Genomic DNA, 25,837 nt, shown 5'->3' with positions numbered 1-25,837 from the left:
AAGTGCGCAGGGCAGTTCGTGACGCATCCGCACGAGGTGGCACGCCACTATGTGTGCGGTCTGTGCAACCCGCCGGCACGCGCGGGCAAGGGTCGCGCCAGTGGCGCCATCCAGATGCACTGACAGCGACGATTCGAAGCCTTGGCTTCCACCCTGATCTGGCCGCTGGCCGCCCTTGCAAGCTGGGCGGCCTGCTGGTTCTTGTACCGGCTGCTTCTGTCGCAGGGGCTGCTGCTGGCACTCGCTGCCGCCAGCCTGCTTGGCCTGGCACTGGCCTGGCCACATGCACGGCGCTGGCGGCGCGTGATCATCGCGGCGGGCTTTCCGCTTTCGCTGCTGGTGTCTGCCCAGGGCCTGTTGCCGGCCTGGGCCTGGCTGCTGCCGCTGGGCTTGCTGCTGTTGGCCTATCCGCAACGCAGCTGGCGCGACGCGCCGCTGTTCCCGACGCCTGTGGGTGCACTGGATGAGTTGAGCCAGCAAATCACGCTCCAAGCGGATGACAAGGTCCTGGACGCCGGCTGCGGCCTCGGCGCAGGCCTGCGGGCGTTACGCCGCGCCTACCCGCAGGCCCGGGTCGAGGGCATCGAGTGGAGCCATCTCCTGGCCTTCCTCAGTCGTCTGCGCTGCCCTTGGGCTCAGGTGCACCAGGGCGATATGTGGGCGCTGGACTGGCGTCCCTATCGGCTTGTCTATCTGTTCCAGCGGCCCGAGTCCATGGCGCAGGCCTGGGACAAGGCCCATGCCGAACTGGCACCCGGCAGCTGGCTGGCCAGCCTGGACTTTGAAGTGGCCGAGCGCCAGCCCGATGCAAGGATTGACCTTGATCACGGGCGGCGACTGTGGGTCTATCGCATCTAGTTGGACCCAAAATCAGGCAATGATGAGAGGATGGGGGCGCAGCGCGACCCTCGACACTCAAGTCATGAAGCATTGCGCCGAAATGAACGCTAAGCCGGCGCCGCATCTTCAAGGGAGCGGCGCGTCTGAAGCTCAACACAGCCTGAATCACAAATGTTCGTAATCATCGGTTGGCTGGTCGCGATGGCCTGCATCTTCGGGGTGTACATCGCCCACGGAGGCAACATCGCCGTGATCCTGCATGCACTGCCCTTCGAGATGACCACCATCTTCGGCGCAGCCATTGGCGGCATGCTGGCCACCAATCCGCCCAAGGTGATGAAGGCCACCATGAAAGGCCTCGGTACCTGCTTCAAGGGCGGCAAGTACACCAAGGCTCGCTACATGGAGCTGCTGGCGCTGCTCTACGACATCCTGCAGAAGGCCCGCAAGGAAGGCCTGATGTCGATTGAAAAGGACGTCGAAGACCCGCACAGCTCGCCGCTGTTCCAGAAGTACCCGGTGGTGGGCCATGACCATCATGTCACCGAGTTCATCACCGACTACCTGCGCATGATGGTCTCCGGCAATCTGAACGCCCATGAGATCGAATCCTTGATGGACAACGAGATTGACACCCACCACCACGAGGCCTTCATGGCGGTGCAGGCCATCCAGCGCCTGGCCGGCGGCCTGCCGGCCTTCGGCATCGTGGCCGCCGTGCTGGGTGTGGTGAACACCATGGGCTCGGTGGGTCAGCCGCCGGCCGTGCTGGGCGGCATGATCGGCTCGGCCCTGGTCGGTACCTTCCTCGGCATTCTCCTGGCCTATGCCTTTGCCGAGCCGCTGGCCGGCCTGCTGGAGTCCAAGGTCGACGAAGATGGCAAGGAGCTGCAGTGCATCAAGACCACGCTGCTGGCCTCGATGCAGGGCTATGCCCCGCAGGTTGCGATCGAGTTCGGCCGCAAGGTGCTCTATTCCACAGAGCGCCCGACCTTTGCTGAGCTCGAAGCTCACGTGAAGAAGAAATAGTGAGCCCCTCGCCTGCGGGTACGCAGTTGGCCCCCCGAGGGGGCGCGAAGCCTCGCGGGCAGTGACCCGCAATGCTTCGCAGTCGTCGTCCTTGGGGCGGCCCAGCGGACGACGGAATACGGAAGGACAGTTGAAACATGGCTGGTGACGCCAAGAAGCTCCAACCCATCATCATCAAGCGGGTGAAGAAGGGCGGCCATGCCGCCCATGGCGGCGCCTGGAAGATCGCCTATGCCGACTTCGTGACCGCCATGATGGCTTTCTTCCTGCTGATGTGGCTGCTTGGCTCCACCACCGAAGGCGACAAGAAGGGGATTGCCGACTACTTCCAGTCGCCGCTGAAGGTGGCCATGGCCGGCGGCTCGGGGTCAGGTGATGCCTCGCACGTGATCAAGGGCGGCGGCAAGGACCTGACCCGGCAGTCCGGCCAGGTCAAGGAAGGCGACGTCGAATCCAAGCGCTCTTCCTTCAATCTGCGCGCATTGAAGGAAGAGCAGCGCCGTGCCGAGCGCACGCGGCTGCAGGAGCTCAAGAGCAAGGTCGAGGAGGTGCTAAAGGATAACCCTCGGTTTTCGGCGCTGGGCGGGCAGATTCGGCTGGACATGACCAAGGAAGGTCTGCGCATCCAGATCGTCGACGAGAACAACCGGCCCATGTTCGACAGCGGCAGCGCCGTGGTGAAACCCTATATGCGTGAGCTGCTGCGAGAACTGGGCAATGTGCTGACCGAGGTGCCCAACCGGCTGACCATCGAGGGGCACACCGACGCCACGCCATTCCCGGCGGGCGACAAGGGCTACAGCAATTGGGAGCTCTCGGCCGACCGGGCCAATGCTTCGCGCCGCGAGATGGTGGCGGGCGGCCTGAGCGAAGAGCGCATGCTGCGGGTGCAGGGGCTCGCTTCCAGCAAGCTGCTGGACACCAAGGACCCCAAGGGCCCGGCCAACCGGCGGATCAGTATCATCGTGATGAACCGTGATGCAGAAGACGCGGTTTTGAAAAATCTTCCCGATATCGACGACGAAACTGCCCCGGCGCCTGGACAAGCGAGTGAAAATGATTCCTCCAGTTCGGCGCCCACGCCCAGATAGGGCACCGATGCAATGCGAGGAATGCCATGAGCACTGAAATGAGATTCTTGGTCGTTGACGACTTCTCCACCATGCGCCGCATCGTGCGTGGCCTCCTGAAGGAGATCGGCTACAACAACTGCGAAGAAGCCGAAGACGGCGTCGAAGCGCTGAACATGCTCAAGCAGTCGAAGTACGACTTCGTGGTCAGCGACATCAACATGCCGAACATGACCGGCTTCGAGCTGCTCAAGGCGATCAAGGAAGATCCGAACCTGAAGCACCTGCCGGTGTTGATGGTGACCGCCGAAGCCCGCAAGGAAGACATCGTGCTGGCCGCCCAGAGCGGCGCCGCCGGCTACATCGTCAAGCCTTTCACCAAGGCGACGCTCGAGGAAAAGGTTCAGAAGATCATGCAGAAGCTGGCCGCCGCGGCTTGAGAAAGACGAGGCCACCATGCAACAAGCCGATCAATTCGAAAAACTCGGCAGCAGTGCCGAAGCGCTGATGGTGTCTCCGGAGGTGTTCCAGCAGCTGGGCACCATCACCCGGGTGCTGCACGACACCATGCAACAGCTGGGCGTGATGCCCAAGCTGCAAACTGCGACGGATGGCCTGCCCGACGCCCGCAGCCGCCTCACCTATATCGCCACCAAGACCGCCGAAGCCGCCAACAAGGTGCTGAACTCGGTCGACCAGGCGAAGGCCGAGCATGCCCGCATCTCGGCCGCCACCACCGAGATGGCGCAAGCCATCATGGCCGACCCGGTCAAGGCCGTGGCCACGGGCGCCGTGTTCAATTTCGTCAAGCAGGTCGAGGCTTCCACCAGTCATATCGATCAGCACCTGACGGACATTATGATGGCCCAGGATTTCCATGACCTGACTGGCCAGGTGGTGGCCAAGGTCGTGACCCTGGCCAACGACCTGGAAGACAGCCTCGTGAAGCTGCTGGTGCAGGTGGTGCCGCCGGATCAGCGTGAAAAGGTCGATCCGACCATCCTGCAGGGCCCGGTCGTCAATGCCGAAGGCCGCACCGATGTGGTGACCAACCAGGGCGAGGTCGACGACCTGCTCGCCAGCCTGGGCTTCTAAGCAAGCCGCCAGGCACCAGGAAGGGCTGCAGCCGTGAGGCCGCAGCCCTTTGTCACGAATACAGGCCGGAATGACAGCCCAATTTCCCGGCCTTATCCGGCTTAAGTTCTGACCGCTCGCGTCCAACAATGACGGGACGGCGCTTCCCCAGCGCCCCATCCCCTCATGGCCGACCAAGACGCACAGGACCGCAACTTACCCGCCTCAGCCAAGAAGATCGAGAGATCTCGGGCCGAAGGCCAGCTGCCGCGTTCCCGCGACTTGCCGCATTTCGCCATGCTGCTGGCTGCGGGCGCCATGCTCTCCGCGGCCGGGCCGATGCTGAGCGACTGGACGCAGCAACTGCTGCGCGACGGCCTGCGTTTTGATGCCCAATTGCTTGCCAGCCCGACCAGCATGGGCGAGCGGCTCTCCGAGATGACCGGCCGGCTGATGATGTTCGTGCTGCCCATGGGCCTGCTGATGACCCTGGTGGCCGTGGCCAGCAACATCGCCTCCGGCGGCTGGAACATGACGTTCAAGCCGCTGACGCCGAAGTTTTCCAATCTCGATCCGCTCACCGGGTTTGGCCGGCTGTTCCAGTGGCAGGGCATGGGCCAGGCCATGAAGGCGGTGCTCCTGGCCCTGGTGCTCGCCACGATTGGCGCGCTGGTCCTGAAGAACCGCATGGCGGCCTTCGTGGGCATCATGTCGGTGCCGCTCCCGGCGGCGCTGGCCTATGCCGGCCAGCAATTGATGTCGGGCCTGGCGATGCTGGGCCTGGCGCTCGCGCTGTTCGCCATCATCGACGTGCCGCTGCAGCGCCACCTCTACCTCAAGCGCCTGAAGATGTCTCGCGAAGAGGCCAAGCAGGAAATGAAGGAGGTCGAGGGCAACGTCGAGATCAAGTCCAAGATCCGCGCCCGCATGCGCGAGATGGCCAAGCGCCGCATGCTGGCGGCCGTGCCCACGGCCGACCTGGTCGTGATGAACCCGACCCACTATGCGGTCGCCCTGAAGTACGACGAAAGCAAGATGGGTGCGCCCTTTGTCGTGGCCAAGGGCGCCGACCTCCTGGCGATGAAGATCCGCGACCTGGCCAAGGACGCAAAGGTGCCGGTGCTGCAGTCGCCGGTGCTGGCCCGCGCGCTCTATGCCCACGCCGAGGTGGACCGCGAAATCCCGGCCGCGCTGTTCGCCGCCGTGGCTCAGGTGCTGGCCTATGTCTATCAGCTGCGTGCCGCCCTGGCTGGCCGCGCAAACATGCCGGTGCAGCCGCAGCCGCCGGTGCCCGCCGAGCTCGACCCGCACAACAAGCCCGCGCGCGCACAGTCCGAGGAGGATGAGCAATGAACCCGCTGATGCAGCGACTGCAAGAAATGCTGGGCCCGCGCGCTGGCATCCTCCAGGCCCTGGGTGCGCCGATCGCCGTGCTGCTGGTGCTGTCGATGATGGTGCTGCCGCTGCCGCCCTTCGCGCTGGACCTGCTGTTCACCTTCAATATCGCGATGGCCATCATGGTGATGATGGTGGCCTCGCACATGATCCGGCCGCTGGACTTCGCCGCCTTCCCGACCGTGCTGCTCCTGACCACCTTGATGCGCCTGTCGCTCAACGTGGCTTCCACCCGTGTGGTGCTGCTGGAAGGACACACCGGCACCGGCGCCGCGGGCAAGGTGATCGAGTCCTTTGGGCACTTCCTGATCGGCGGGAACTTCGCCGTCGGCCTGATCGTCTTTGCCATCCTGGTGGTGATCAACTTCATCGTGGTCACCAAGGGTGCCGAGCGGATCGCCGAAGTCGGTGCGCGCTTCACTCTCGATGCGATGCCTGGCAAGCAGATGGCTGTGGACGCCGACCTGAACGCCGGCCTGATCGACGAGAAGGAAGCCAAACGTCGCCGTGCCGAACTGGGCGATGAAGCAGACTTCTTCGGCTCCATGGACGGTGCCAGCAAGTTCGTGCGTGGTGACGCGGTGGCCGGCATCCTGATCCTGGTGATCAATATCGTCGGCGGCTTCATCATCGGCGTGGCCCAGCATGGCCTCTCCGCCGGCCAGGCGGCCGACAGCTACATCCTGCTGGCCGTGGGTGACGCGCTGGTCGCGCAGGTGCCGGCGCTCCTGATCTCGGTCTCGGCCGCCATGGTGGTGTCGCGCGTCGGCAAGGACAAGGACATCGGCAGCCAGATCGGCAAGCAGGTCTTCGGCTCGGCCAAGGCCATGGCGATCACGTCGGGCGTGATCGGCGCGCTGGGCCTGATCCCGGGCATGCCGCATGTGGTCTTCCTGATGATCGCCTCGGGCATCGGCTACCTGGCCTGGTGGCTGCGTCGCAAGCAGCAGGATCTCGAAGCCACTGCGGCCGAGGCCGCGCGCTCGGGCGCCACGGCGGCAGCCGTTGCCGACCCCGCCAATGAAGCGAGCTGGGACGACCTGGTGCCGGTCGACGTGCTGGGCCTGGAAGTGGGCTATCGCCTGATCCAGCTGGTCGACAAGACTCGCGAAGGCGACCTGCTTTCGCGCATCAAGGGCGTGCGCCGCAAGTTTGCCCAGGAGGTCGGCTTCCTGCCGCCCTCGGTCCACATTCGTGACAACCTGGAGCTGCGCCCCAGCCAGTACCGTTTGTCCCTGCGCGGCGCCGTGGTCGGCGAGGCCGAGGCATTCCCGGGCATGTTCCTGGCGATCAACCCGGGCCATGCGACGCAGAAGCTGATCGGCACCCAGACTACCGACCCGGCCTTCGGACTGCCGGCCGTGTGGATCGAGGAGCGCCAGCGGGAAATGGCCCAAATGGCCGGATTTACGGTCGTTGATTGTTCGACCGTGATTGCCACCCATCTTTCACACTTGATGCAAGTGCATGCCGCCAAGCTGCTGGGTCGCACCGAGACCCAGGCCCTGGTGGAGCACCTGACCAAGCAAGCCCCCCAGTTGATCGAAGACGTGATTCCCAAGATGGTCGGCATCGCCACACTGCAAAGAATTCTCCAGTTGCTGCTGGAAGAGGGCGTGCACATCCGCGACATGCGTTCCATCGTCGAGGCCATCGCCGAGAACGCGCCGATGACCAACGACCCGATCGAACTGGCACGCCGCATCCGCGTCCATATCTCGCCCGCCATCGTCCAGCAGATCTACGGCCCCGTGAAGGAGCTCGACGTGATCGCGCTGGAACCCGAACTGGAACGCCTGGTCACCCAAGCCTTGAATTCCCCGCATGGCGCAGCGCTCGATCCTGGCGTGGCCGACACGCTGGCGCGCAGCGCCGCCGACACCATGTCCAGTCAGGAAGAGCGCGGCGTGCCCGCCTGCCTGTTGGTGCCCGACCTGATTCGCGCGCCAATGGCCCGGCTGCTGCGCCGTGCCGCGCCGCGCCTGAAGGTGCTGGGTCACAGCGAAATTCCTGAAACGCACACGATCCGCATCGGCTCCATCATCGGAGGCACAACATGAATGTGAAGCGCTTTACCGCCCGCACCTCGCGCGAGGCACTCTCCCTGGTCCGCCAGGCCTTTGGCGACGATGCGGTGGTCCTGTCCAACAAGCCTTGCGCCGCTGGCGTCGAGGTGCTGGCCATGGCGCCCGAAGGCATGGCGCAGATCGAGAAGGCGGCTGCCTCCGCGCCGCGCGCCGAGCCGCGCGCGCCGAGCCGCGTGCAGGCCCGCCCTGCCGATATGAGCTCCGGCCGCTCTTCGCTGCGTGCCCGTACCGAGCCGGGCTTCGCCAACAGCGCCACAGATGTCGGCGAAGACGTGCAGACCCTGGCGATGAGTACTCTGTCTTTCCAGGACTATGTGCGCGAGCGCATGCTCAAGCGCCGCCAGGCCGAACTGACCGGTCAGCCCGACCCGATCCTGCAAGCACCGCCGGCCGCCCGAGCCGCGCCCGAGCTGCCGGACGACGTCACTTCCCTGCAAGCCGCCCGCCGCCAGCGTGCCGAGGCCGCCTTGAAGGCGATGCAGCCGCGCCAGGCGCCTGCACCCGCGCCCGAACCCGCACCGCGCCGCATCACGCCGCCGGTGCTGCGCGACGAGATCCGCATCGACGCGCCGGCCGTCCCGACGCTGGCCGAGCGCGATGCCGGCCGCGGTCGTCGCGACCAGCAGGACATGATGAATGAGCTGCGCTCGATGAAGGGCCTGATCGAGGAGCGCTTCGGCGCCCTGGCTTTCATGGAGAAACTGCAGCGCCAGCCGGCCCAGGCTCAGCTGACGCAAAAGCTGCTGGAAGTCGGCTTTTCGCCGGCCCTGGTGCGCAAGCTGGTCGAAGGCATGCCTTCCGACCATCACAGCCCGGATGAAACCGCCTGGGCGGCCAATGTGCTGTCTCGCAATCTGCATACCGACGAGCATTCGCCGGCGCTGGAAGAGCAGGGCGGGGTGTTCGCCCTGATCGGCTCCACCGGCGTGGGCAAGACCACGACCACGGCCAAGATCGCCGCTGCCTTCGCTACCCGCTTCGGCGCAGCGAACCTGGGCCTGATCACGCTCGACGCCTACCGGGTTGGCGCCCACGAGCAGTTGCGCGCCTATGGCCGCATCCTCGGCGTGCCGGTGCACACGGCGCATGACCGCGCTTCGCTGGAAGACCTGCTGGAACTGCTGTCCAGCAAGAAGATGGTCCTGATCGACACGGCTGGCATGGCGCAGCGCGACACCCGCACCGCCGAGCTGCTGGACATGCTGGCGCACCGCAGCATCCGCAAGCTGCTGGTCGTCAATGCCGCCCAGCAGGGCGAAACCATCGACGACGTGGTCAGCGCCTGGCGTGCCACGCAGGCCCACGGCATCGTGCTGTCCAAGATCGACGAGGCGGTGCGCCTGGCACCGGCCCTGGACATCATGATCCGCCACAAGCTCAAGGTGATTGGCGTGACCAACGGCCAGCGCGTGCCCGAAGACTGGCATCGCCTCTCCAGCCCGGCCTTGGTGCAGCGTGCGCTGCGTGCCGTGTCGGCGCCGGCCTGGCGCATGGACGCGTCTGACGTCAACCTGATCTTCGCCGGCGGCCCCGCGCTGCCCGCCGCTGCGAATCCGAACGTCCACGCCCAACCGATGGGCAGCTTTTGAGGTCTTCGACCATGACGCGCGACCGCCAGGCTTTCAACTCCGCGCCGCTGGACCAGGCTGATGGCCTGCGCAAGCTCTTCTCCAGTTCGCGGGTGCGTTTCGTGCCGGTGCTGTCCAACCCGCATGTGGTCGGTTCCGGCGCGCTGCTGGAAGGCCTGTGCGCGGCTTTTGCCGAGCTTGGCCTGCACACACTGGTGGTCGATGCCGGCGAACTCTCGCCGCCGGCCAACGAGCTGGCCGCCATCGACTTGCCGGCCTGCGTCGAGCGCCTGTCGGATCACGTCTCCTACCTGTCAGCGCGCGGCTTGCCGATGCGCTACATCAACGCCCAGGGCTCTGCGGCGCAGTTCCTCGAGGCGGTGGCCGCCGCTTGCCCGCATGCCGACGTGGTCCTGCTGCATGCCAGCGCCGCTGAGCTGGCCCGCGTTGTGGCCACACGCGAGCTGCGCCCAGTGCTGCTGGCCGATACCGACCCGCGCTCGGTCACCCATGCCTACAGCGGCATGAAATGGCTGGCCCAGCGTGCCGGCCTGATGGTTTACAGCCTGCTGCTGGCCAGCCCGCCTCAATTGCGCCTGACCGGCCGGATCGCCCAGCAGATCAGTTCCTGCGCCGACGGCTTTCTCGGCGCGGTGCTCAGGGACTGGGCCTGCCTGGACCCGCGCCAGCCCGCCAGCGTGCCAATGTCCTCGGAAATGCGATTTCTCGCACGCGAGCTCTTGATTGCGGCGCCGCCTGGAGCGATGCTTGAGGTGTCGGCAGACGCCGCGCCATTGCGCCCCGTTGTCCGACACGCGCAGGGCGCCTCCGTGGCGACCCTCTGAAATCGCAGGAGACAACGATGTACACCGCCAAAGGTCGGCTTGAGACCTCTGCGATGCTCAAGCAGTACAGCCCCCTGGTGCGCCGCCTGGCCCATCAGATGATTGCCAAGCTGCCGGCCAATGTGGAACTCGATGACTTGATCCAGGTCGGCCTGATCGGCCTGACCGACGCGCTGTCGCGCTTTGACACCGCGCAAGGAGTGCAGTTCGAAACCTTTGCCACCCAGCGCATCCGCGGCGCCATGCTCGACGAGCTGCGCGGCGGCGACTGGATGAGCCGTGGCACCCGCCGCCAGCAGCGCGAAATCGAATCCGCAGTCCACAAGCTGGAGCAGCGTCTCGGCCGAGCGCCGCAGGAAAGCGAAATCGCCAAGGAAATGGGCCTGAGCCTGGGGGACTACCAGGAGTTGCTTGGCAAGGTGCGGGGCACCCAGCTCGTCTACCTGGAAGACATGTCGGGCGACGATGGCGACAACGACTACCTCGACCGCCATGTCGCCGACCCGGCCGCCAACCCGATGGCCATGCTGCAGGACCATCGCATGCGCGAGGCCCTGGTGCTGGCGATCACGAACCTGCCCGAGCGCGAGGGCTATGTCATGTCCATGTACTACGAACATGACATGAACCTGAAAGAGATCGCTGCGGTGCTCAAGGTCACCGAGTCGCGTGTCTGCCAGCTGCACAGCCAGGCCATTGCCCGCTTGCGGGTCAAGTTGCGCGACTGGTAACCTGCCCTGGTTGCGGCCGTCAGAGCCGCAGGGGAGACAGACGCATGTTCAGCAAGCGCAGCAGCGCGTTCACGGGCCCGTCGAGTCATTCGCCGGCCGAGCCAGCCGGCGTGAGCCCGCTGGAAACCATCAAGACGCTTTCGCGCACGGTCTCTACCGTGGGTCGGGACGCTGCCGAGGTGCGCGGCGTGATCGAAGACACCAAGAAGCATGTGCAGGCGCAGGGTGAAACCATGAGTGCGCTGGCCGGCGAGCTGGGCCAGGTCCAGCGCTCGCAGGCTGCCATCACCCAATGCACCCAACAGACCCGCGCGGCCGTCGAGCGTTCGCGCCAGGCACTGACCCGTCTGGACAGCGAGGTCGGCGGCATCGTGCAGAACCTCAAGCAAGTGGAAGACGCGGCCAGCCAGATCACCAAGATCGCCCTGCAGACGCGGCTCGTGGCCTTCAATGCCTCGGTCGAGGCCAAGCGTGCAGGTGAGGCCGGGCGCGGTTTCGGCGTGGTGGCTGACGCGGTGAAGGACCTGGCGGCGCAGGTCGAATCCTCGGCCAAGGCCATCATGAGCACGGTGACAACGCTGGACACCCGCATCGAGGCCTTCAGCCGCGAACTGCGCAGCGAAGGCAATGCCGGCCAGCAGCGTGGTGGCATTCATGCCTCGTTCGCTGAAATGGAAGGGGACGTTGCCGCCATCGATCAATCGGCCCAGGCCAGCCAGTCCACGATGCAGGCCCTGGCCGCTCGCGTCGAAAGCGCTGGCCTTGCAGTCCGCCGCGTGATGTCGGACCTGGACGTGGCCTTCGCCTGCAGCGACCGCTTCCTGAGCGTCTCGGAAACGCTGATCGAGCAGATTGCGCACAGCGGTGTCGAGGTCGAAGACTCGGCCTACATCCGCGCCGCGCAGGAGGCTGCGGGCGAGATTGCATCCTTGCTGGAGCTGGCGCTGAGCGAGGGCCGCATCCGCAGCGAGCAGCTCTTCGACACCAACTACCGGCCGATTGCGGGCAGCAATCCGGCCCAGGTACTGACCGGCTTCGTCGATCTGGCCGACCAGTTGTTTCCTGCGGTGCAGGAGCGCATGCTGCAACTCAGCGACAAGGTGGTGTTCTGCATCGCCGTGGACCGCAACGGCTACGTCGCGACCCACAACCGGGCCTACTGCCAACCCCAGCGCGCCGGCGATGTGGTCTGGAATACCGCCAACAGCCGCTACCGCCGCGTGTTCAACGACCGCACCGGCCTTGCATCGGCGCGCAACGAGAAGCCGTTCCTCCTGCAGACCTACCGGCGCGACATGGGCGGCGGCAAGTTCGTGATCATGAAAGAGGCCAGCGCACCAATCACGGTGAACGGCCGCCACTGGGGTGGCCTGCGTCTGGCCTTCAAGTTCTGAGCTGACACGCACGAACCGGGCGTGATCAATGTCCTGCCAGACGCGTCAAAGCGCTTGCCGGCACGGTGCTGCGTACCTACATTGAGCGCTGGAGACAACAGCAAAAGAAAGGTCCGACATGGACACCATCAAGAACCTCCGCGTTGGGACGCGCCTGGCACTGGCTTTCGGGCTGGTCCTGGTGCTGCTGCTGGCGATGGCCGGCGTCGGCGCAAGGCAGACCAGCGCGATCAATGCGTTTGCCGAGTACTACCCCGAGAACATCCTGCCTTCCCTGAAGGTCATCTATCGCATCGAGCAGACCGTCTCGGATGCGCGCCGCCTCGAAGGCCAGTACCTGTTGACCGACGATGTCGCCGAGCGCAAGTCGCTTGCCGAGCGGATCGAGAAGGCGCGCGCCGAGCTGGGCAAGCAGCTGAAGGTCTATGAGCCCCTGGCCGCGGATGCCGAGGACACGGGATTCATGCAAAAGGTCGGGGAGCAGGGCGCAGCCTACTTCGCGGTGCAGGCCAAGGTGCTGCAGGCCGCCGACCAGGGGGCTGCCGACCCAAGTCAAGCCACGCAGGCCAAGACACTGACCTTTGGTCCCGGGCGCGCGGCCTTCAATCCGTTGCGCGAAACGATTACCAAATGGTGGCAGTACAACGAGAAGCTGTCGGCCAACACGACCGCAGCTGCCGAAATGGCCTATCGCAAGGTGGTCTGGACCTTTGCGCTGATGGCCGGCGGTGCACTGCTGGTCGGCATTTTTGCGGCCTGGCTGATCACGCGCTCGATCACGGTGCCGGTGTCGCGGGCCATCAAGGCAGTGAAGCTGGTGGCCGGCGGCGACCTGAGCCAGCGCGTTCAGGCCGACTCTCGCGACGAGCTTGGCGAGCTGCTCAGCACGCTGGACGAAATGACGCTCAGCCTGGCGCGCATGGTGTCGGATGTGCGCATTGGCTGTGGCCAGATCAATGTGGCCGCGGCCGAGATCGCGCAAGGCAATGGCGACCTGTCGGCACGCACCGAAAACCAGGCGTCAAATCTGGAGGAGACGGCCGCCTCGGTCGAGCAGATGACGGCCCAGATCAAGGGCAATGCCGACAACGCCCGCCAGGCCGACCAGCTGGCCAACCATGCCTCCGAAGTCGCCCAGTCCAGCGGCCAGGCCGTGGGCAAGGTGGTGACCACGATGGACGAGATCTCGGCCGCCAGCCGCAAGATCAGCGACATCATCGGCGTGATCGACGGCATTGCCTTCCAGACCAACATCCTCGCGCTGAACGCGGCGGTGGAGGCGGCACGTGCCGGCGAGCAGGGCCGTGGCTTCGCCGTCGTGGCCAGCGAGGTGCGCTCACTGGCCCAGCGTTCGGCCGAAGCGGCCAAGGAGATCAAGACCCTGATCGGCGACAGCGTGGCCAAGGTCGAAAGCGGCAGCACCCTGGTCCATGGTGCGCGCGAGACCATCGAGCAACTGGTCAACGAGGTGCGCAAGGTCACCGACCTGGTGGGTGAGATCACGGTGTCCAGCCGCGAACAGTCCGATGGCGTGGCCCAGATCAACGTGGCCGTCAGCCAGCTGGACCAGGCAACGCAGCAGAACGCGGCCCTGGTGGAGCAGACTGCCGCGGCGGCAGAAAGCATGCGCCAGCAGACCGACAAGCTCGCGCAGACCGTATCAGCATTCAAGCTCAATGAGCAGGGCCTATCGGCGGCTCGCAGCCCGGCGGCGCGGCCGGCTCATTCGCCCAAGCCCATGCCCGCAGCGGCTCCCAGGCCCGCGGCCAAGGCCACGCCCGCAACCTACAAGCCATCGCCAGTGGCAAAGCCTGCTGCAGCCAAACCGGCAGCGGCATTGAAACCTGCCGTCAAGCCGGCCGCCGCAATGCCTTCGCCCGCCAAGGCGGCAGCACCGAGGCCCGCGCCAGCGCCGGTATCAGCCCCGGCAGCCGACGGCGATTGGGAAACCTTCTGAGTGGCTGAACGCAGGGAGCGCTACTCGGCCACGCATGCCCGGTTCTTGCCGGTGTGCTTGGCTTGGTAGAGGGCCTCGTCGGCGCGGTCGAGTGCGACCTCCAGGGTCTCGCCCTGGCGATAGAGCGTGACGCCGGCCGAGAAGGTCACGAAGACCTGCTGGCCTTCATGCATGAAGAGGCTGGCCGAGAGTGAACGCTGCAGGCGCGTCAGCACCTGCACGGCTTCATCGATCGGCGTGCGCGGCAGGAGCAGCACGAACTCCTCGCCGCCATAGCGGGCCACCAGGTCGCCCGGGCGCAGCAGCTCGGTGCAACGGGCCGCCAGAGCCACCAGGGCCTGGTCGCCCGCGGCATGTCCCAGCGTGTCGTTGAGCTTCTTGAAATTGTCGATGTCGAGCAAGGCCAGCGACAGGTGCGTGCCTTCGCGTTCGAACTTGGCCTGCTCGGTGCTGAAGCTGGCGATCAGGCCGCGGCGGTTTGCAATCTTGGTCAACTGGTCGGTCTGCACCTCGGCGGAAAGCCGGCGCAGCTCGTCTTCCAGCGCATCGACCTTCTTGCTCAGCTCGCTGGCGCGCGAATGCTCGTCGCTCAAGCGGCCCTGGGTCTGCTTGACCAGGGCCTGGACGGTGCGCGACTCCTCGACCATCTCGCGCACCACACCGGCCAGGCTCTCCAGCGAATCGGCCTTCTCGATCACCTCGGCATAGCGGCCGACGCTGTCCTGGAAGCGGTCGGTGTGCTGGCCCAGCTCGCCGAGTTCCTCTAGCATCTTGTGGATCAGCGTCTTGAGCGAATCGCGGGCCTTGCTGCGCTCCTCGCGTATCACCTTCTGGCGCTCACGCGTGCCGCTCAGCAGTTCGCCCACCGAGCGCACGCCGCGCGCCGACAGCCCCTGCGAGAGCTGGTTGTTCATGGCTTCGCATTGCCCCTGGGCCCAGGAGTCGTCTTCGGCCAGTTCGGCCAGGCTGGCCGTGAGCTCGCGCACCAGGCCGCCCAGTTCGCCGAACAGATGGGCGCGGTGGTCCAGCATCAGGCGGGCACGCTGGCACAGCGATTCCATCTCTCTCGCTTCGGCTTCGTTGACGCTGCCGCCTTGCAGGCGGCCATGGGCCTGGTCCAGCTCGAGCATCAGGAGCTTGGCACGCTCATCTTCGATCTTCAAGGCATGCTGAACGGTGCTGTGCAGGCTGCCGGCCACATCGGGCCAGCGGCCATCGCCGCTCGCGGGCAGCAAGGTCTCGAGGCTGCCACTGGCGCTTGTCGGCGCCGGCTCCTGCTGCATCTCGTCTTCAGTGAAGAACTGACTGGGCGTGCCGCCTTCGCTGTCATCCACTGCGGTGTCGACCGAGCCACCGCTGGCATCGCTGTCCCAGCTCGCGACCAGTTGGCGCAAGCGCGCGAGCAGGCGCTGGAAGTCGCTGCGATTGGTTTCCAGCACGCGCTGCAGCCCGTCCTTCTTGCGCGCCACGGTCCAGGATTTGCCACCGCGCTCCAGGCCTCGCACCAGGCGCTCCAGGAGGATGGCGAGCGACTCCGCCTGCGCGCCCGAACTTTCACTCTGAGCCAGCTTCTCCAGGCGGCGCAGAGCGTCGTCCCAGCGGCCTTCGCGTGTGGCGGTGCCAATCTCGAGCCGGGCCTGCGCTTCATGCACGCCCTGGGTCAGCAAGCGCGACAGCAGCCGCTCGACCTTTTCGGGCAATGCATCGCTGGCGCCCTGCGATTCGCCGGATTCAGCCGCATAGGCGCGGGCATAGTTCTCCGGCGTGGGTTCCAGCTTGTCGAGGGCCAGTTGGCGGAAGGCGGCCTTGGCTATCTGGGCCGGAGCTTGTTTCATGCGCGGGTCCTAGCGCTGGCCCGCCGGGCGAGCCAGGTCGTTGACGGGGTCGGGGGTCGGCCCCTCCAGGCTGGCCTGGCCAATCCAGGGTGCCTTGCGGGGCAGCACCGTGTTGGCCAGCCACTGCTCCAGTTCATCTGGCGGCAAGGGCTTGCTGAACAGGAAGCCCTGCATCAGCGAGCAGCCCAGCCGGTGCAGCACTTCCATCTGGCGCAGCGTTTCCACGCCTTCGGCAATCACTCGCAAGCCCAGCGAACGGGCCAGCGCAATGATGGCCGTGACCACGGCCGAGCTCTGCGGCGTGATGCCCAGGTCGCGCACGAAGCTGCGGTCGATCTTGACTTCGGAGATCGGCAGCGTCGTCAGGTAGGCGAGCGAGGAATATCCGGTGCCGAAGTCGTCGATGGAGATTTCCACGCCGACTTCGTTCAGGCGGTGCAGGGCGGGAATCACGTTCTGCAGGTCCTTCATCAGGCCTGTTTCTGTGATCTCGAGCTGGATCGCGCGGTGCGGCACGCCATAGCTGCTGACGCATTGGTGGATGTGCTCCACCAGGTCAGAGCGCTCGAACAGGCGGTTCGGCAAATTGACGGCGATGGAATCGGCAAAGCCGAAGTTCAGTTGCCAGACCTTGGCCTGTCGGGCCGCCTCGCGCAAGGCCCATTCGGACAGCGGCACGATCAGGCCGCTTTCCTCGGCCAGCGGAATGAACTCGCCCGGCGGCACCAGCTTGTCGCCGCGCTTCCAGCGCATCAGCGCTTCGGCGCCGACCATTCGGGCCGAGCGCACATCGACCTTGGGCTGGTAGTGCAGGACGATTTCGTCCCGCTCGATGGCCTTGTGCAGTGCGGACTCCAGCTCCAGCTTCTCGCGGCCGCGGCCGGCCAGCTGCGGCGTGTAGAGCGCCGAGGCATTGCGGCCCTGGTTCTTGACCGCGTACATGGCCACGTCGGAATTGCGCAGCAGGTCGGCCATGCTCATGCCGTCGCGCGGATAGATGGCAATGCCCACGCTGGCGGTGACGAAACATTCCTGGCCGGCGATGAAGAAGGGCTCGCGCATGGCCTCCAGCACGCGGTCTGCCACGCGCTCGGCATCGCGCTCGTCGACGATCTCGGGCAGCAGGGCCACGAACTCGTCCCCGCCCAGGCGACCCACGGCCTCCAGGGAGCGGTGCGAACGCGAGCCCACGGCTTCCAGCATGCCTTCCATCACCTGGTCGGAATGGCGCACGCAGCGGCGCAGGCGGCGGCCCACTTCCATCAGCAGCTCGTCGCCCGCGGCATGGCCCAGCGTGTCGTTGATGATCTTGAAACGGTCCAGGTCGATCAGCAGCAAGCCCACTTCATGGCCGCTGCGGCGAGCCTGGTCGATGGCTCGTTCGGCGCGCCAGATCAGCTGGTGGCGATTGGGCAGGCCGGTGAGGGCATCGAAGTTGGCCAGCTGGCGGATCTTGTCTTCGGCCAGGCGGCGGTCGGTCACGTCCTGCAGCACGCCGGTATAGCCGCTGGAATTGCCATGTTCGTTGAACTCGGGCTCGGCTTCGATGTGGATGACGCGCTGGCGGCCGTCCAGCAGCGTCACCGGCAGGTCTGTGACGAGCACCGAGTTGTGGGCCAGCACGTCGCGCAGCAGGCGCAGGAACTGGGTCCGCTCGTCGGTGGGCACCATGCGCATCGCGCCGATGAAATCGAGGGTCTCGGTCGGGCTCTTGCCGAACACGCGCAAGGCCTCGGCCGCGGGCATGAAGCCGCCGGAATCACGGTGCCATTCGAAGCTGCCCATGCGCGCCAGGTCTTGTGCGCGGGCCAATCTGGCCTTGCTGCGCTCCAGCTCGATGCGGGTGCGTGAGCTGCGCAGGAGATAGCGCAAGCGGCCGGCCAGAAGGCTCCACTGGTTGGACTTGACGAAGAAGTCGGTCGCGCCCACCTGGTAGGCGCGGTTGATCGAGGCCTCGTCGTCCAGGCCGGTCAGCATCAGCACCGGAATCGATTCGAAGCCGGGCAGCTCGCGCAGGCGCACGCAGGTTTCGAAGCCGTCGAGCTCGGGCATCAAGGCGTCGAGCACGATCACGTCGGGGCTCCACTCCGCCATCATGCGCAGGGCCTGTTCACCGCCGCTGGCTTCCGTGATGTCAAAGCCACGCTCGCGCAAGGCAATCGCCGTCAGGAGGAGATTGACCTCGTCATCGTCGACCAGCAGCACGCGCGGCTGCTCGGGCAGGTCGTCGTCGAGCTGGGAGCCCAGTGCAGTCATGAAGCAGTTGTCAGCAGTTGATCCAAGGCCGAACGCACCGCCTCGATTTCGGCAAGCATCGCGTCCAGCAGGCCTTCCAGGCCCTCGGTCTGGCCCGTGCGGGCCAGCGCCTCTATTTCAGCACAGCGTTGGGCCAGTGCCAGCGCGCCGAGGCTGGCAGACGAACTTTTCAGCGTATGGGCCACATGGCGGATGCCTCCCAGGTCCAGGCCGGCGGCGCGGGCCTGGGCCAGTTCGGGCAGCAATCGCTCCAGCGACTTCATGTAGGCCTGGATCACCCGCTTGAGCAACTGGTTGTTGCCGCTGGGGTCCAGCTCGCGCAGACGTGCCAGGGCCTGCGCGTCCAGCTGCGCGCTCGCGCCGGTTTCATTCGGTGGGTTGGGTGCTGTCGCCATGGCTGGATGTTCTGGTGAATCTCCCGGGACCGCCGGCAGGCGGCGCTTCAGCATGTCCAGCAGCTGGTTGCGACGCAGCGGCTTGGACAGATAGTCATCGAATCCGTGTTGCAGCAGCCGGCGTTCATCCCCATCCAGCGCATTGGCTGTCACCGCCACCACCGGCGTGCCCGGCGGCGTGCGGAACGGGAAGCGCTCGCTCGGGCCCTTGCGGAACCAGCTCAAGGCTTCCATGCCATCCATGCCAGGCATGTGGATGTCCATCAGCACCAGGTCGTAGCGCTCCTCGCACAGGGCCTGCAGGCCGAGCAGTGCATCAGCACGCACATCGACCCGGTAGCCCAGCTGAAGCAGCATCTCGCGCAAAACCTCCTGGTTGACCGCATTGTCTTCGACCACCAGGATGGCATGTGCAGGCGAATCGCCCAGCGCGCCAGGCTGGGTTGCCGTGCTTTCCGTCACGCCTGTGGCGCTCTCGGCGACATGCAGCGGCAGGCTGAAGAAGAAGCGCGAGCCATGGCCGGGCTGGCTCTCGGCGCCGATCTCGCCGCCCATCAGCTCCACCAGCTGCCGCGCCGTGGCCAGGCCCATGCCGGCGCCGCCATGCGGTCTGGACAGGCTGGAGTCGCCAGGCGTGAAGGCCTTGAAGAGCTTGGGCAGGGCATCGCCCGGGATGCCTTCGCCGCTGTCGACCACCTCGAACAGCAAGCGCTGCACGGTGCCGCCCTGCAGCCCGATATTGAGCGCCACGCGACCCTGGTGGGTGAACTTGATTGCGTTGTCCAGCAGCGCCTGCAAGACCTGCTGCAGGCGCTCGGCATCGCCATGGGCGCGCTCGGGCAACAGGGCGCTGAGCCGCAAGTCCAGCTGCAGGCCCTTGGCCTCGGCACGCGGGCGCAACTGCGCATGCAGGCGCTCCGCCAGCGCGGTGAGCTCGAATTCCTCGGCCTGCAATGCCAGCTGGCCGGCCGAGGCGCGGGCAAAGTCCAGCACGTTGTCGAGCAGCTTGTTGAGGCCTTCGGCGCTGCGGTAGGCCGTCTCCGCGTAGTGGCGCTGCAGGCCATCGAGCCGCGTGCCCAGCAGCAGCTCGGTCATGCCCAGCATGCCGTTCATCGGGGTGCGCAGCTCGTGGCTCATCGTGGTCATGAAGGCGCTCTTGGCGCGGCTGGCGGTCTCGGCGGCATCGCGGGCGCGCTGCAGCTCGCGATGGCGCTCATGCTCTTCGGTCACGTCGGCCAGGATGGCGTAGACCAGGGATTCGCTCTGGCCATGCGCCTGCAAGCGCGTGCGCAGGCGCACCCAGCGCAGGCCCCGGCTGGGATGCTGGACGCGCAGCACCAGGTCGCTCGGCTCTCCTTGGGCTTGCGCCAGCAGGCGGCGGTCGTAGAGCGCGCGGTCGTCCGGATGGATGCGTTCGCGTATCAGCTGGGGTCCCTGGCGCAGGTCCAGGCTGTTCAGGCCAAGCGTATCCAGCAACAGCGGCGAAGCGAAATGCAGGCGATCCCATTCAGGTGTGGTGACGAACAGGCATTCGCGCACTGCATCGGTGACTTCACGGAAGCGCGTGTCGCTCTCGCGCAGCGCTCGCTCCAGCTGGCGCTTGGGGCCGAGGTCGGAGAGCGTGAGCATGCCCACGGGTTTGCGCAGGCCGCTCCAGGCCAGCACGCTGCGCTGCAGAAGCAGATTGCGATTGCCCGCTGGCGTGGCCAGCGTCAATTCCTCGCGGGCACTGCGGCGGCCATGGGCGAGGGCCAGCCAGCGTGCAGGCTGGCAAAGCGCGGCCAGGGCGGGCTCCAGCGCTTGCGCGACGGTGCGGCCCAGGACCTGCGGCCGGCGCAGCCCCAGCAGGCGCTCGGCTTCGCGGTTCAGGTGCAGCACCCTGGCCTGGGCGGTGTCGATCAGCAGCTGGCCCAGAGGCAATTGATCCGCCAGCAATTGCAGGTCCGCCAGGCTCAGGCTGGCGGGCAATTGGGGCAGGGCCTCGGGGCCTTCGGATGTGTCAGACGCCGGCGGCTGCTGGTCTGGCGCGGTCATGGATGGGGGAGGAATCAAGCGATTGATGAGCCAGGATGGCCCAGTCTAGCCGGGGCGAGCCTCCTCGGGTTATCGGCAGGTGCCCGAGGGGCTTGAGAAGTGCGCGCGCTCCTACAATGCCCGCGATGAACAGCCTCAGCGATGCCAGTGCCGCGTTGCGCCGCCCACCGTGGTGGGCCTTCGGCTTGGCGCTGTCGATAGCCGTAGTCGCGGCGCTGCTCTGGCTGGTGCTCGCCGAGCCGCAGCGCTCGCAACAGGGCCAGGTCTTGCTGACCTTGCTGCTCAGCAGTGTGCTGGTGGTGCTGATGACGGCGGTGGGCTGGCATGTCGGCGTGCGCCTGACACGCCAGCGCTATGCCGAAGCCTTGCGTGAGGCACGCATCCATGCGCAGGCACTCGTTCATCTGCAACCCGATTGGCAATGGCAGACCGATGCCCAGCACCATCTCGTTCGCTGGCAGGCGCCGCTGGGCGCGCCGGCCTCTTCATGGGTGGGTGCCACGGCCACGCAGTCGCTGTGGGAACGCTTCGAGTTGCCCGAACTCGGCAGTGGCAGCTCCGGCGCCAGCCTGCGCCAGCGCCTCGACGAGCAGGCGCCGTTTGGCGAGCTGGAAGTCGCCGGCCAGATCGACGGTGGCGCGGCCGCGCAGTTCTCGGGCCGCTGGCTCTTGCGCGCCCAGGTCTGCCTCGATGCCAGTGGCCGCTTCTGCGGCTACCTCGGCACGGCACGCCAGGTGCCGGCCCAGCAACCCAGCCGGCTCGACTGGCTGCGTGCCATGCCCGGCCCGGCCTTGCTCGTTGAAGCGAATGATGCCCCGAGGCTGGTCGACCTGAATTCGGCCGCGACCGAGTGGCTGGGCCAGCGTGAGTCTGCAGTGCGCGGTGGCGCCTGGATCGACGCGCAACGCGGTCTGGACGCCCAGGCCAAGGAAGCCCTGCGCAAGGGCGAGGGCCAGGTCGGCGACTGGGTCTTCGGCTGGCGGGTGCTGAGCCCGGGCCTGCGGCTGCTCACGCTGTGGCCTCTGCCGGCGGGTTCGCTGGCCGGCCAGGCCGCGATGGAGGCAGCCGAGGCCGCGCGGGCCGATCACGAGGCCTTCAGCTACACGGTCTCGCACGACCTGCGAGCGCCGCTGCGTGTGGTCGAAGGTTTCAGCCGCATCCTGAAAGAGGACTACGGCCGCGCGCTGGACCGCATCGGCACCGACCACCTCGACCGCGTGATGGGCGCTGCCGCCCGCATGAACAGCATGATCGATTCGCTGCTGTCCCTGAGCGCCTTGTCCAGCCAGCCCCTGTCGCGCCAGCCGGTCAACCTGTCTCAGGTGGCGAGCTTCGTCTGCGAGGACCTGCGCCGCAGCGCGCCTGAGCGCGAGGTTGCGCTGACCATTGCGCCCGAAATGAGCGTGCACGGCGACCCGACTCTCTTGCGCATGGTGCTCGAGAACCTGCTGGGCAATGCCTGGAAGTACAGCGGCAAATGTGAGAAGGCCGAAGTGCGTTTCGAGACCGTGATCGACCAGGGCCAGCGCGTCTTCGTCGTGGCCGACAACGGCGCTGGCTTCGACATGCGTTTTGCGGACCGCCTGTTCGGCGTGTTCCAGCGCCTGCACAGCGCCAGCGATTTCCAGGGCACCGGCGTGGGCCTGGCCTCGGTGCGGCGCATCGTGCGCCGCCATGGGGGCGAGATCTGGGCCGAGTCCGAAGTGGGGCGCGGCGCGCGCTTCTACTTCACGCTGGCCGACTAGCCGCCAGCAGCTCCACCGCCTCGACGAGGCGCTGGGCCTGATCGTCCAGTGAACGCTGCTCGCTCTCTGCCAGGGCCTGAAGTTGCGTGCGCGCTTCCTGGCGCGAGAGCGAATAGCGGTGCATCAGGACGCCGAGGGCCGTCGCGATGATTTCCCTGCTGTCTGTCGGCGCTGCAGCCGGACGCGGCGTGTTGCTGCCGGCCTTGATGTTGGCAAACGCGGACTCGACGGCCGGCACGATCTGGTGGATGTCCAGCGGCTTGACCAGATAGGCCACGGCGCCGAGTTCCTTGACCTGGGTGAGCGTCGCTTCGTCGGCAAAGGCCGACAGGAACATGAAGGGTGTCTGCAAGGACTGGCGCAGGTACTCGGCCACGTCGAAGCCCGACATGCCTTCCATGCGGATGTCCAGCAGCGCCAGCTCGGGGCGGTGCTCGCGCGCCAGCAGGATGGCATCGTCGCCGTTGTCGGCGTCGATCACCTCGTAGCCGGCTTGCGACAGGCCATGGACCACCGTCGCCAGCACCAGCCGGTCGTCGTCCACCACCAGAATCTTGCCCTTGCTTGTCACCGTTGCGGTCCTTTTCTCTCTGGAATCATAGGGGAAGCAGGAAGCTCAGGCCCGGCGGGCGCAGCTCGACCTGGCAGACCACTTCCTCACCCTGCTGTTCCAGGCTCAGCCGGGCGCTGCGCCGCGGCAGCAAGGCGCGCACCAGGCCCAGGCCCGAGACGCCGCCGCGCAGCTGTGCGAGATCGAATCCGGGCGGCAGCGAGCCCCGGTTGCGAATCTCGATCAACACATGGTCGGCCTCGCAAACCACCGTGCAATGCAGGCCATCGGCCGGGCCATGCTTGACCGCATTGGTCAGCAGTTCATTGAGCGACAGAGCAATCGGAATCGACTCGGCCTCGGGCAGCGACCATTGATGCACCTGCTCGGCCTGCGGGCCGGTCACGGCCAGGTGGATGACCCTGCCAAACGTTCGTTGCACCGAACCGGTGATCGACTCCACCACGCGGCGCAGCCGCAAAGGCCCGGTGCTGCCGACCTGCAGCCCATAGACCTGGGCGATGGCCTGGACCTGGCCCACCGCTTCGTTGATGACGCCCGCCACCTCGGGGCGCCGCGCCGCGATCTGTTGCAGGAGCCCGGCCACGCCTTGCAGATTGTTCTTGATGCGATGGTGTACCTCGCGCACCAGCAGTTCGCGCTGCGCGATGGCTGCTTCCAGGCGCGCGGCCTCGGCGGCGCGCTGCGAGGTCACGTCGCTGGCAACCAGCAGCAACTGCTCCGGGCTGCCGTCGCTCAGATCCACGAGATGCGTGTAGCGGGCGTCCCAGATGCGCATCTCGCCGTGCAGCGAGAGCTCGTAGTCGCGCTGGGTCACCTCGCCCGAGCTGCGCGCTGCCAGCATGTCGGCGCGAATGTGGCCGCCGCGCTCGGGCCCGAACAGCTCCTCTGGCGAGCAGCCCAGCAGCTCGGCTTCGGGCCGGCCGGCCAGCGCGGCCGCGGCCTGGTTGATCTGTTCGATGCGCAGCGTGCCGGCATCGAAGAGGCCGATCGCCAGCGGCGCCGTCTCGATGATGCGGCGCAGCGAGGCCTGGGCCTGCAGCGTTTGCGCCTCGGCCTGGCGGCGCCGCTCGACATCCAGCAGCGCATAGGTGAGCTGCCGACCCTGCGTGCCTTGGCCGGTGCTCACCACATTGCCGAATACCCAGAACACCCGGCCGTCGCGCGCCTGCAATTGGCATTCGAAGTTCTCGGCCTCGCCTTCCGCCAGTTGCTCAAGCCAGCTGCTGCGGCGGAAGGGATGCATCGGGTCGCTGGTGGCCACCACGCTGATCGGTGCGCCGGCGAAATTGACCAGGTCGCCACCGAACATGCGGCGGGCCGAGCGGTTCATCCATTCGATGCCCGTGCTGCCCACGGTGACGATGCCGGCCTGCACCGAATCGAGCACCGCGCGCTCGCGCTCCAGTGCCAGTTCGCGCTCCTGCAGGAGCGCCTGCAGCTGCGTCTGCTGGGTTTTCAGGCGGCTGATGTCGCTGATCACCACAATCGTCTCGGGCTCGCTCGGTTCATGGCCGAGGGCCGGCCGCACGCGGCGCAGGCTCAGCGCCAGCCAGCGCTGCGATTCGCCCGTGGGCTGGAACTCGGCCTCGAAGGCCTCCTGCGGGTCGAGCGAGGGCAGGGCGGCCGTCAGCTCGCGGCCCAGCGTCGGCAGGCCGGCGAACAACTCGGCCACCGGCGTGCCGGCGCTGGCAGCGCGCGGCTGCAGGTCCAGCATCTGGGCAAAGCCGGGATTGCAGCGCACCAGGCGCTCGCCGCGCAGATAGGCCATGCCCAGGCCCGAGCTGTCCATGATGGTGGTCAGCTCGCGCAGCAGTTGCTCGTTGCGTGTCTGCGCCTGGTGGCGCGCCGTCACGTCCAGCGTCACCACCGACAGCGTCTGCTGACCCGAGGCCAGGGCGCCAGGCTCGACGCGGGTCAGCAGCCAGCGCTGCCCGAGCTCCGGGTGGCGAACGGCATACTCGACCTCCAGCCGCTCGCCCTTCTTCAAGGCCTGTTGCAGCTTCTCGAATTCGGGCAGCGATTCGGGCTCGACGATGTCGCGGCCCACGCCCTGCAGGCCGGCCAGCGGATGGCTGCTACCGCCGCTGCTGTCCTTGGCGGACGTGCGCGGCCGCAGCCAGCCGGCATCCTGCTGGAAGGTAGCCAGGCCGACGCCGGCGGTGTCCATCAGGGCATCGAGCTGCTGATGGGCCAGGTCGCGCTCCTGTTCGGCCGTGCGGTCCAGCAGCACGGCCATGTAGCGCTGTGCGGTGCCGGCCTGGCGCTGCACCTGCGCCTGCAGCCAGCGCGTGCGGCCGCTGGTGTCGACCAGGCTGGCCTGCGTCTGCAAGGCCTGCGTTCCCTGCAGGGCCGGCAGCATGCGGCCGCGTTGCCAGCCCAGGAGATTCTGGATGGCGGCGGGTGTTTCGTGCAGGGTGCTGGGCGAGCCCGGCATCAGCGCTGCGAAGCTGGCGTTGCAGCGCAAGAGCAGGCCGCCGGCTTCGAACAGCACCATCGGCTGCGGGCTCAGCGCCAGCCATTGATCGATTTCGTCGTAGGCGCGCTCGGCCTGCTCGCGGCTGGACTCCAGCGCAGGTTCGGCATGCTGAGGCGCCATCGGCTTGACTGCTGGCTTGCGCGCCTTGCGGGGCCGGGCCACTTCCGGCTGGGCTTGCAAGAGCCATCTCGCCGGGTCGCCGGGCTGCGGCTCCTGGCTCGCCAGGCTGACATGGGCGCAGCTGCCGTTGCGCAGCTGTACCGAGGGTGCCGCCGGCATCCGCCGGCCTTCAGCATGGGCCTGGACCGCCAGTCGCAGCCAGTCCAGCAGCTTGGTTCCGGTGGCGGTGAGCAGGCCGTGCAGTTCGTCGCCGACCTGCAGCTCCAATTGCAGGACCGCTGCCTCGTTGGCCTCCAGCACCTGCAGCGAGGCGTCCAGCAGCAGCATGGGCTCGACGGCCGCGGCCATGAGGCTGCGCAGGGCGGTCGGATCTTGAGGCAGCAGGGTCAGTTGCGAGGGCATTGGCGCCCGG

General features: G+C 66.8%; 19 protein-coding genes. 14 read left to right on the top strand and 5 right to left on the bottom strand.

What is annotated here, in order from left to right; genetic code table 11:
- The 13 genes from V3596_RS09015 to V3596_RS08955 form a co-directional block, all read left to right on the top strand.
- Positions 1-123 (top strand): FlhC family transcriptional regulator (locus V3596_RS09015; RefSeq protein ID WP_334277377.1); only part of this gene is annotated, 123 nt, incomplete at its 5' end.
- Positions 124-141: 18 nt separating this feature from the next.
- Positions 142-858 carry a class I SAM-dependent methyltransferase gene (locus V3596_RS09010; protein ID WP_334277345.1) on the top strand — a complete coding sequence of 239 codons (717 nt, stop codon included), beginning with the start codon at positions 142-144 and terminating at the stop codon, positions 856-858.
- Between the two features lie 153 nt (positions 859-1,011).
- Positions 1,012-1,869, top strand: coding sequence for a flagellar motor stator protein MotA (gene motA, locus V3596_RS09005; protein WP_334277344.1), 858 nt, complete (start codon positions 1,012-1,014; stop codon positions 1,867-1,869).
- 137 nt (positions 1,870-2,006) lie between these two features.
- Complete coding sequence (gene motB, locus V3596_RS09000; RefSeq protein ID WP_334277343.1) at positions 2,007-2,960, top strand: flagellar motor protein MotB; 954 nt, start codon at positions 2,007-2,009, stop codon at positions 2,958-2,960.
- Positions 2,961-2,986: 26 nt separating this feature from the next.
- Positions 2,987-3,379: a chemotaxis response regulator CheY gene (gene cheY / locus V3596_RS08995; RefSeq protein WP_334277342.1), complete on the top strand. Its 393-nt coding sequence runs from the start codon at positions 2,987-2,989 to the stop codon at positions 3,377-3,379.
- Positions 3,380-3,395: 16 nt separating this feature from the next.
- Positions 3,396-4,034, top strand: a complete 639-nt coding sequence (locus tag V3596_RS08990) for a protein phosphatase CheZ (protein ID WP_334277341.1) — start codon at positions 3,396-3,398, stop codon at positions 4,032-4,034.
- A 165-nt stretch (positions 4,035-4,199) separates the two neighbouring features.
- On the top strand, positions 4,200-5,366 hold the full coding sequence (gene flhB / locus V3596_RS08985; RefSeq protein ID WP_334277340.1) for a flagellar biosynthesis protein FlhB: 1,167 nt from the start codon (positions 4,200-4,202) through the stop codon (positions 5,364-5,366).
- A complete protein-coding gene (gene flhA / locus V3596_RS08980; protein WP_334277339.1) occupies positions 5,363-7,468 on the top strand; it encodes a flagellar biosynthesis protein FlhA in 2,106 nt (701 codons plus the stop codon). Before flhB ends, flhA begins: the two co-directional genes overlap by 4 nt.
- Entirely contained in the window at positions 7,465-9,084 is a 1,620-nt protein-coding gene (gene flhF / locus V3596_RS08975; RefSeq protein ID WP_334277338.1) for a flagellar biosynthesis protein FlhF, read from the top strand. Before flhA ends, flhF begins: the two co-directional genes overlap by 4 nt.
- Positions 9,085-9,095: 11 nt before the next feature.
- Positions 9,096-9,908 carry a flagellar biosynthesis protein gene (locus V3596_RS08970; RefSeq protein WP_334277337.1) on the top strand — a complete coding sequence of 271 codons (813 nt, stop codon included), beginning with the start codon at positions 9,096-9,098 and terminating at the stop codon, positions 9,906-9,908.
- 17 nt (positions 9,909-9,925) lie between these two features.
- Positions 9,926-10,639, top strand: coding sequence for an RNA polymerase sigma factor FliA (locus V3596_RS08965; protein WP_334277336.1), 714 nt, complete (start codon positions 9,926-9,928; stop codon positions 10,637-10,639).
- A 44-nt stretch (positions 10,640-10,683) separates the two neighbouring features.
- Positions 10,684-12,033 carry a methyl-accepting chemotaxis protein gene (locus tag V3596_RS08960; RefSeq protein WP_334277335.1) on the top strand — a complete coding sequence of 450 codons (1,350 nt, stop codon included), beginning with the start codon at positions 10,684-10,686 and terminating at the stop codon, positions 12,031-12,033.
- A 118-nt stretch (positions 12,034-12,151) separates the two neighbouring features.
- On the top strand, positions 12,152-13,990 hold the full coding sequence (locus V3596_RS08955) for a methyl-accepting chemotaxis protein (RefSeq protein ID WP_334277334.1): 1,839 nt from the start codon (positions 12,152-12,154) through the stop codon (positions 13,988-13,990).
- A gap of 20 nt (positions 13,991-14,010) precedes the next feature.
- Here V3596_RS08955 and V3596_RS08950 read toward each other — a convergent pair whose 3' ends face one another.
- From V3596_RS08950 to V3596_RS08940, 3 genes are read right to left on the bottom strand one after another with little or no spacing between them, the layout of a single operon-like run.
- Positions 14,011-15,825, bottom strand: a complete 1,815-nt coding sequence (locus tag V3596_RS08950) for a GGDEF domain-containing protein (RefSeq protein ID WP_334277333.1) — start codon at positions 15,823-15,825, stop codon at positions 14,011-14,013.
- A gap of 9 nt (positions 15,826-15,834) precedes the next feature.
- Positions 15,835-18,081: a putative bifunctional diguanylate cyclase/phosphodiesterase gene (locus tag V3596_RS08945; protein WP_334277332.1), complete on the bottom strand. Its 2,247-nt coding sequence runs from the start codon at positions 18,079-18,081 to the stop codon at positions 15,835-15,837.
- A complete protein-coding gene (locus tag V3596_RS08940) occupies positions 18,078-20,510 on the bottom strand; it encodes a hybrid sensor histidine kinase/response regulator (protein ID WP_334277331.1) in 2,433 nt (810 codons plus the stop codon). Before V3596_RS08940 ends, V3596_RS08945 begins: the two co-directional genes overlap by 4 nt.
- A gap of 125 nt (positions 20,511-20,635) precedes the next feature.
- Between V3596_RS08940 and V3596_RS08935 the strand changes: the two genes are divergently transcribed.
- Positions 20,636-22,255: a sensor histidine kinase gene (locus V3596_RS08935; RefSeq protein ID WP_334277330.1), complete on the top strand. Its 1,620-nt coding sequence runs from the start codon at positions 20,636-20,638 to the stop codon at positions 22,253-22,255.
- Here V3596_RS08935 and V3596_RS08930 read toward each other — a convergent pair.
- Together V3596_RS08930 and V3596_RS08925 are read right to left on the bottom strand one after the other, a co-directional pair.
- The gene (locus tag V3596_RS08930) at positions 22,239-22,826 is read right to left on the bottom strand and encodes an ANTAR domain-containing response regulator (protein ID WP_334277329.1); all 588 of its coding nucleotides are present in this window, start codon (positions 22,824-22,826) and stop codon (positions 22,239-22,241) included. The two genes, V3596_RS08935 and V3596_RS08930, sit on opposite strands and share 17 nt — an antisense overlap.
- Positions 22,827-22,851: 25 nt before the next feature.
- Positions 22,852-25,827 (bottom strand): PAS domain-containing sensor histidine kinase, encoded by a 2,976-nt coding sequence (locus V3596_RS08925; RefSeq protein ID WP_334277328.1) that lies wholly within the window; start codon positions 25,825-25,827, stop codon positions 22,852-22,854.
- Positions 25,828-25,837 lie beyond the last annotated feature (10 nt).

This window comes from Roseateles microcysteis, assembly GCF_036880965.1.
Lineage (GTDB): Bacteria > Pseudomonadota > Gammaproteobacteria > Burkholderiales > Burkholderiaceae_C > JAUASW01.
Note: the sequence above shows the minus strand (reverse complement) of the source record. Positions and strands in the feature narration are given on the sequence as shown.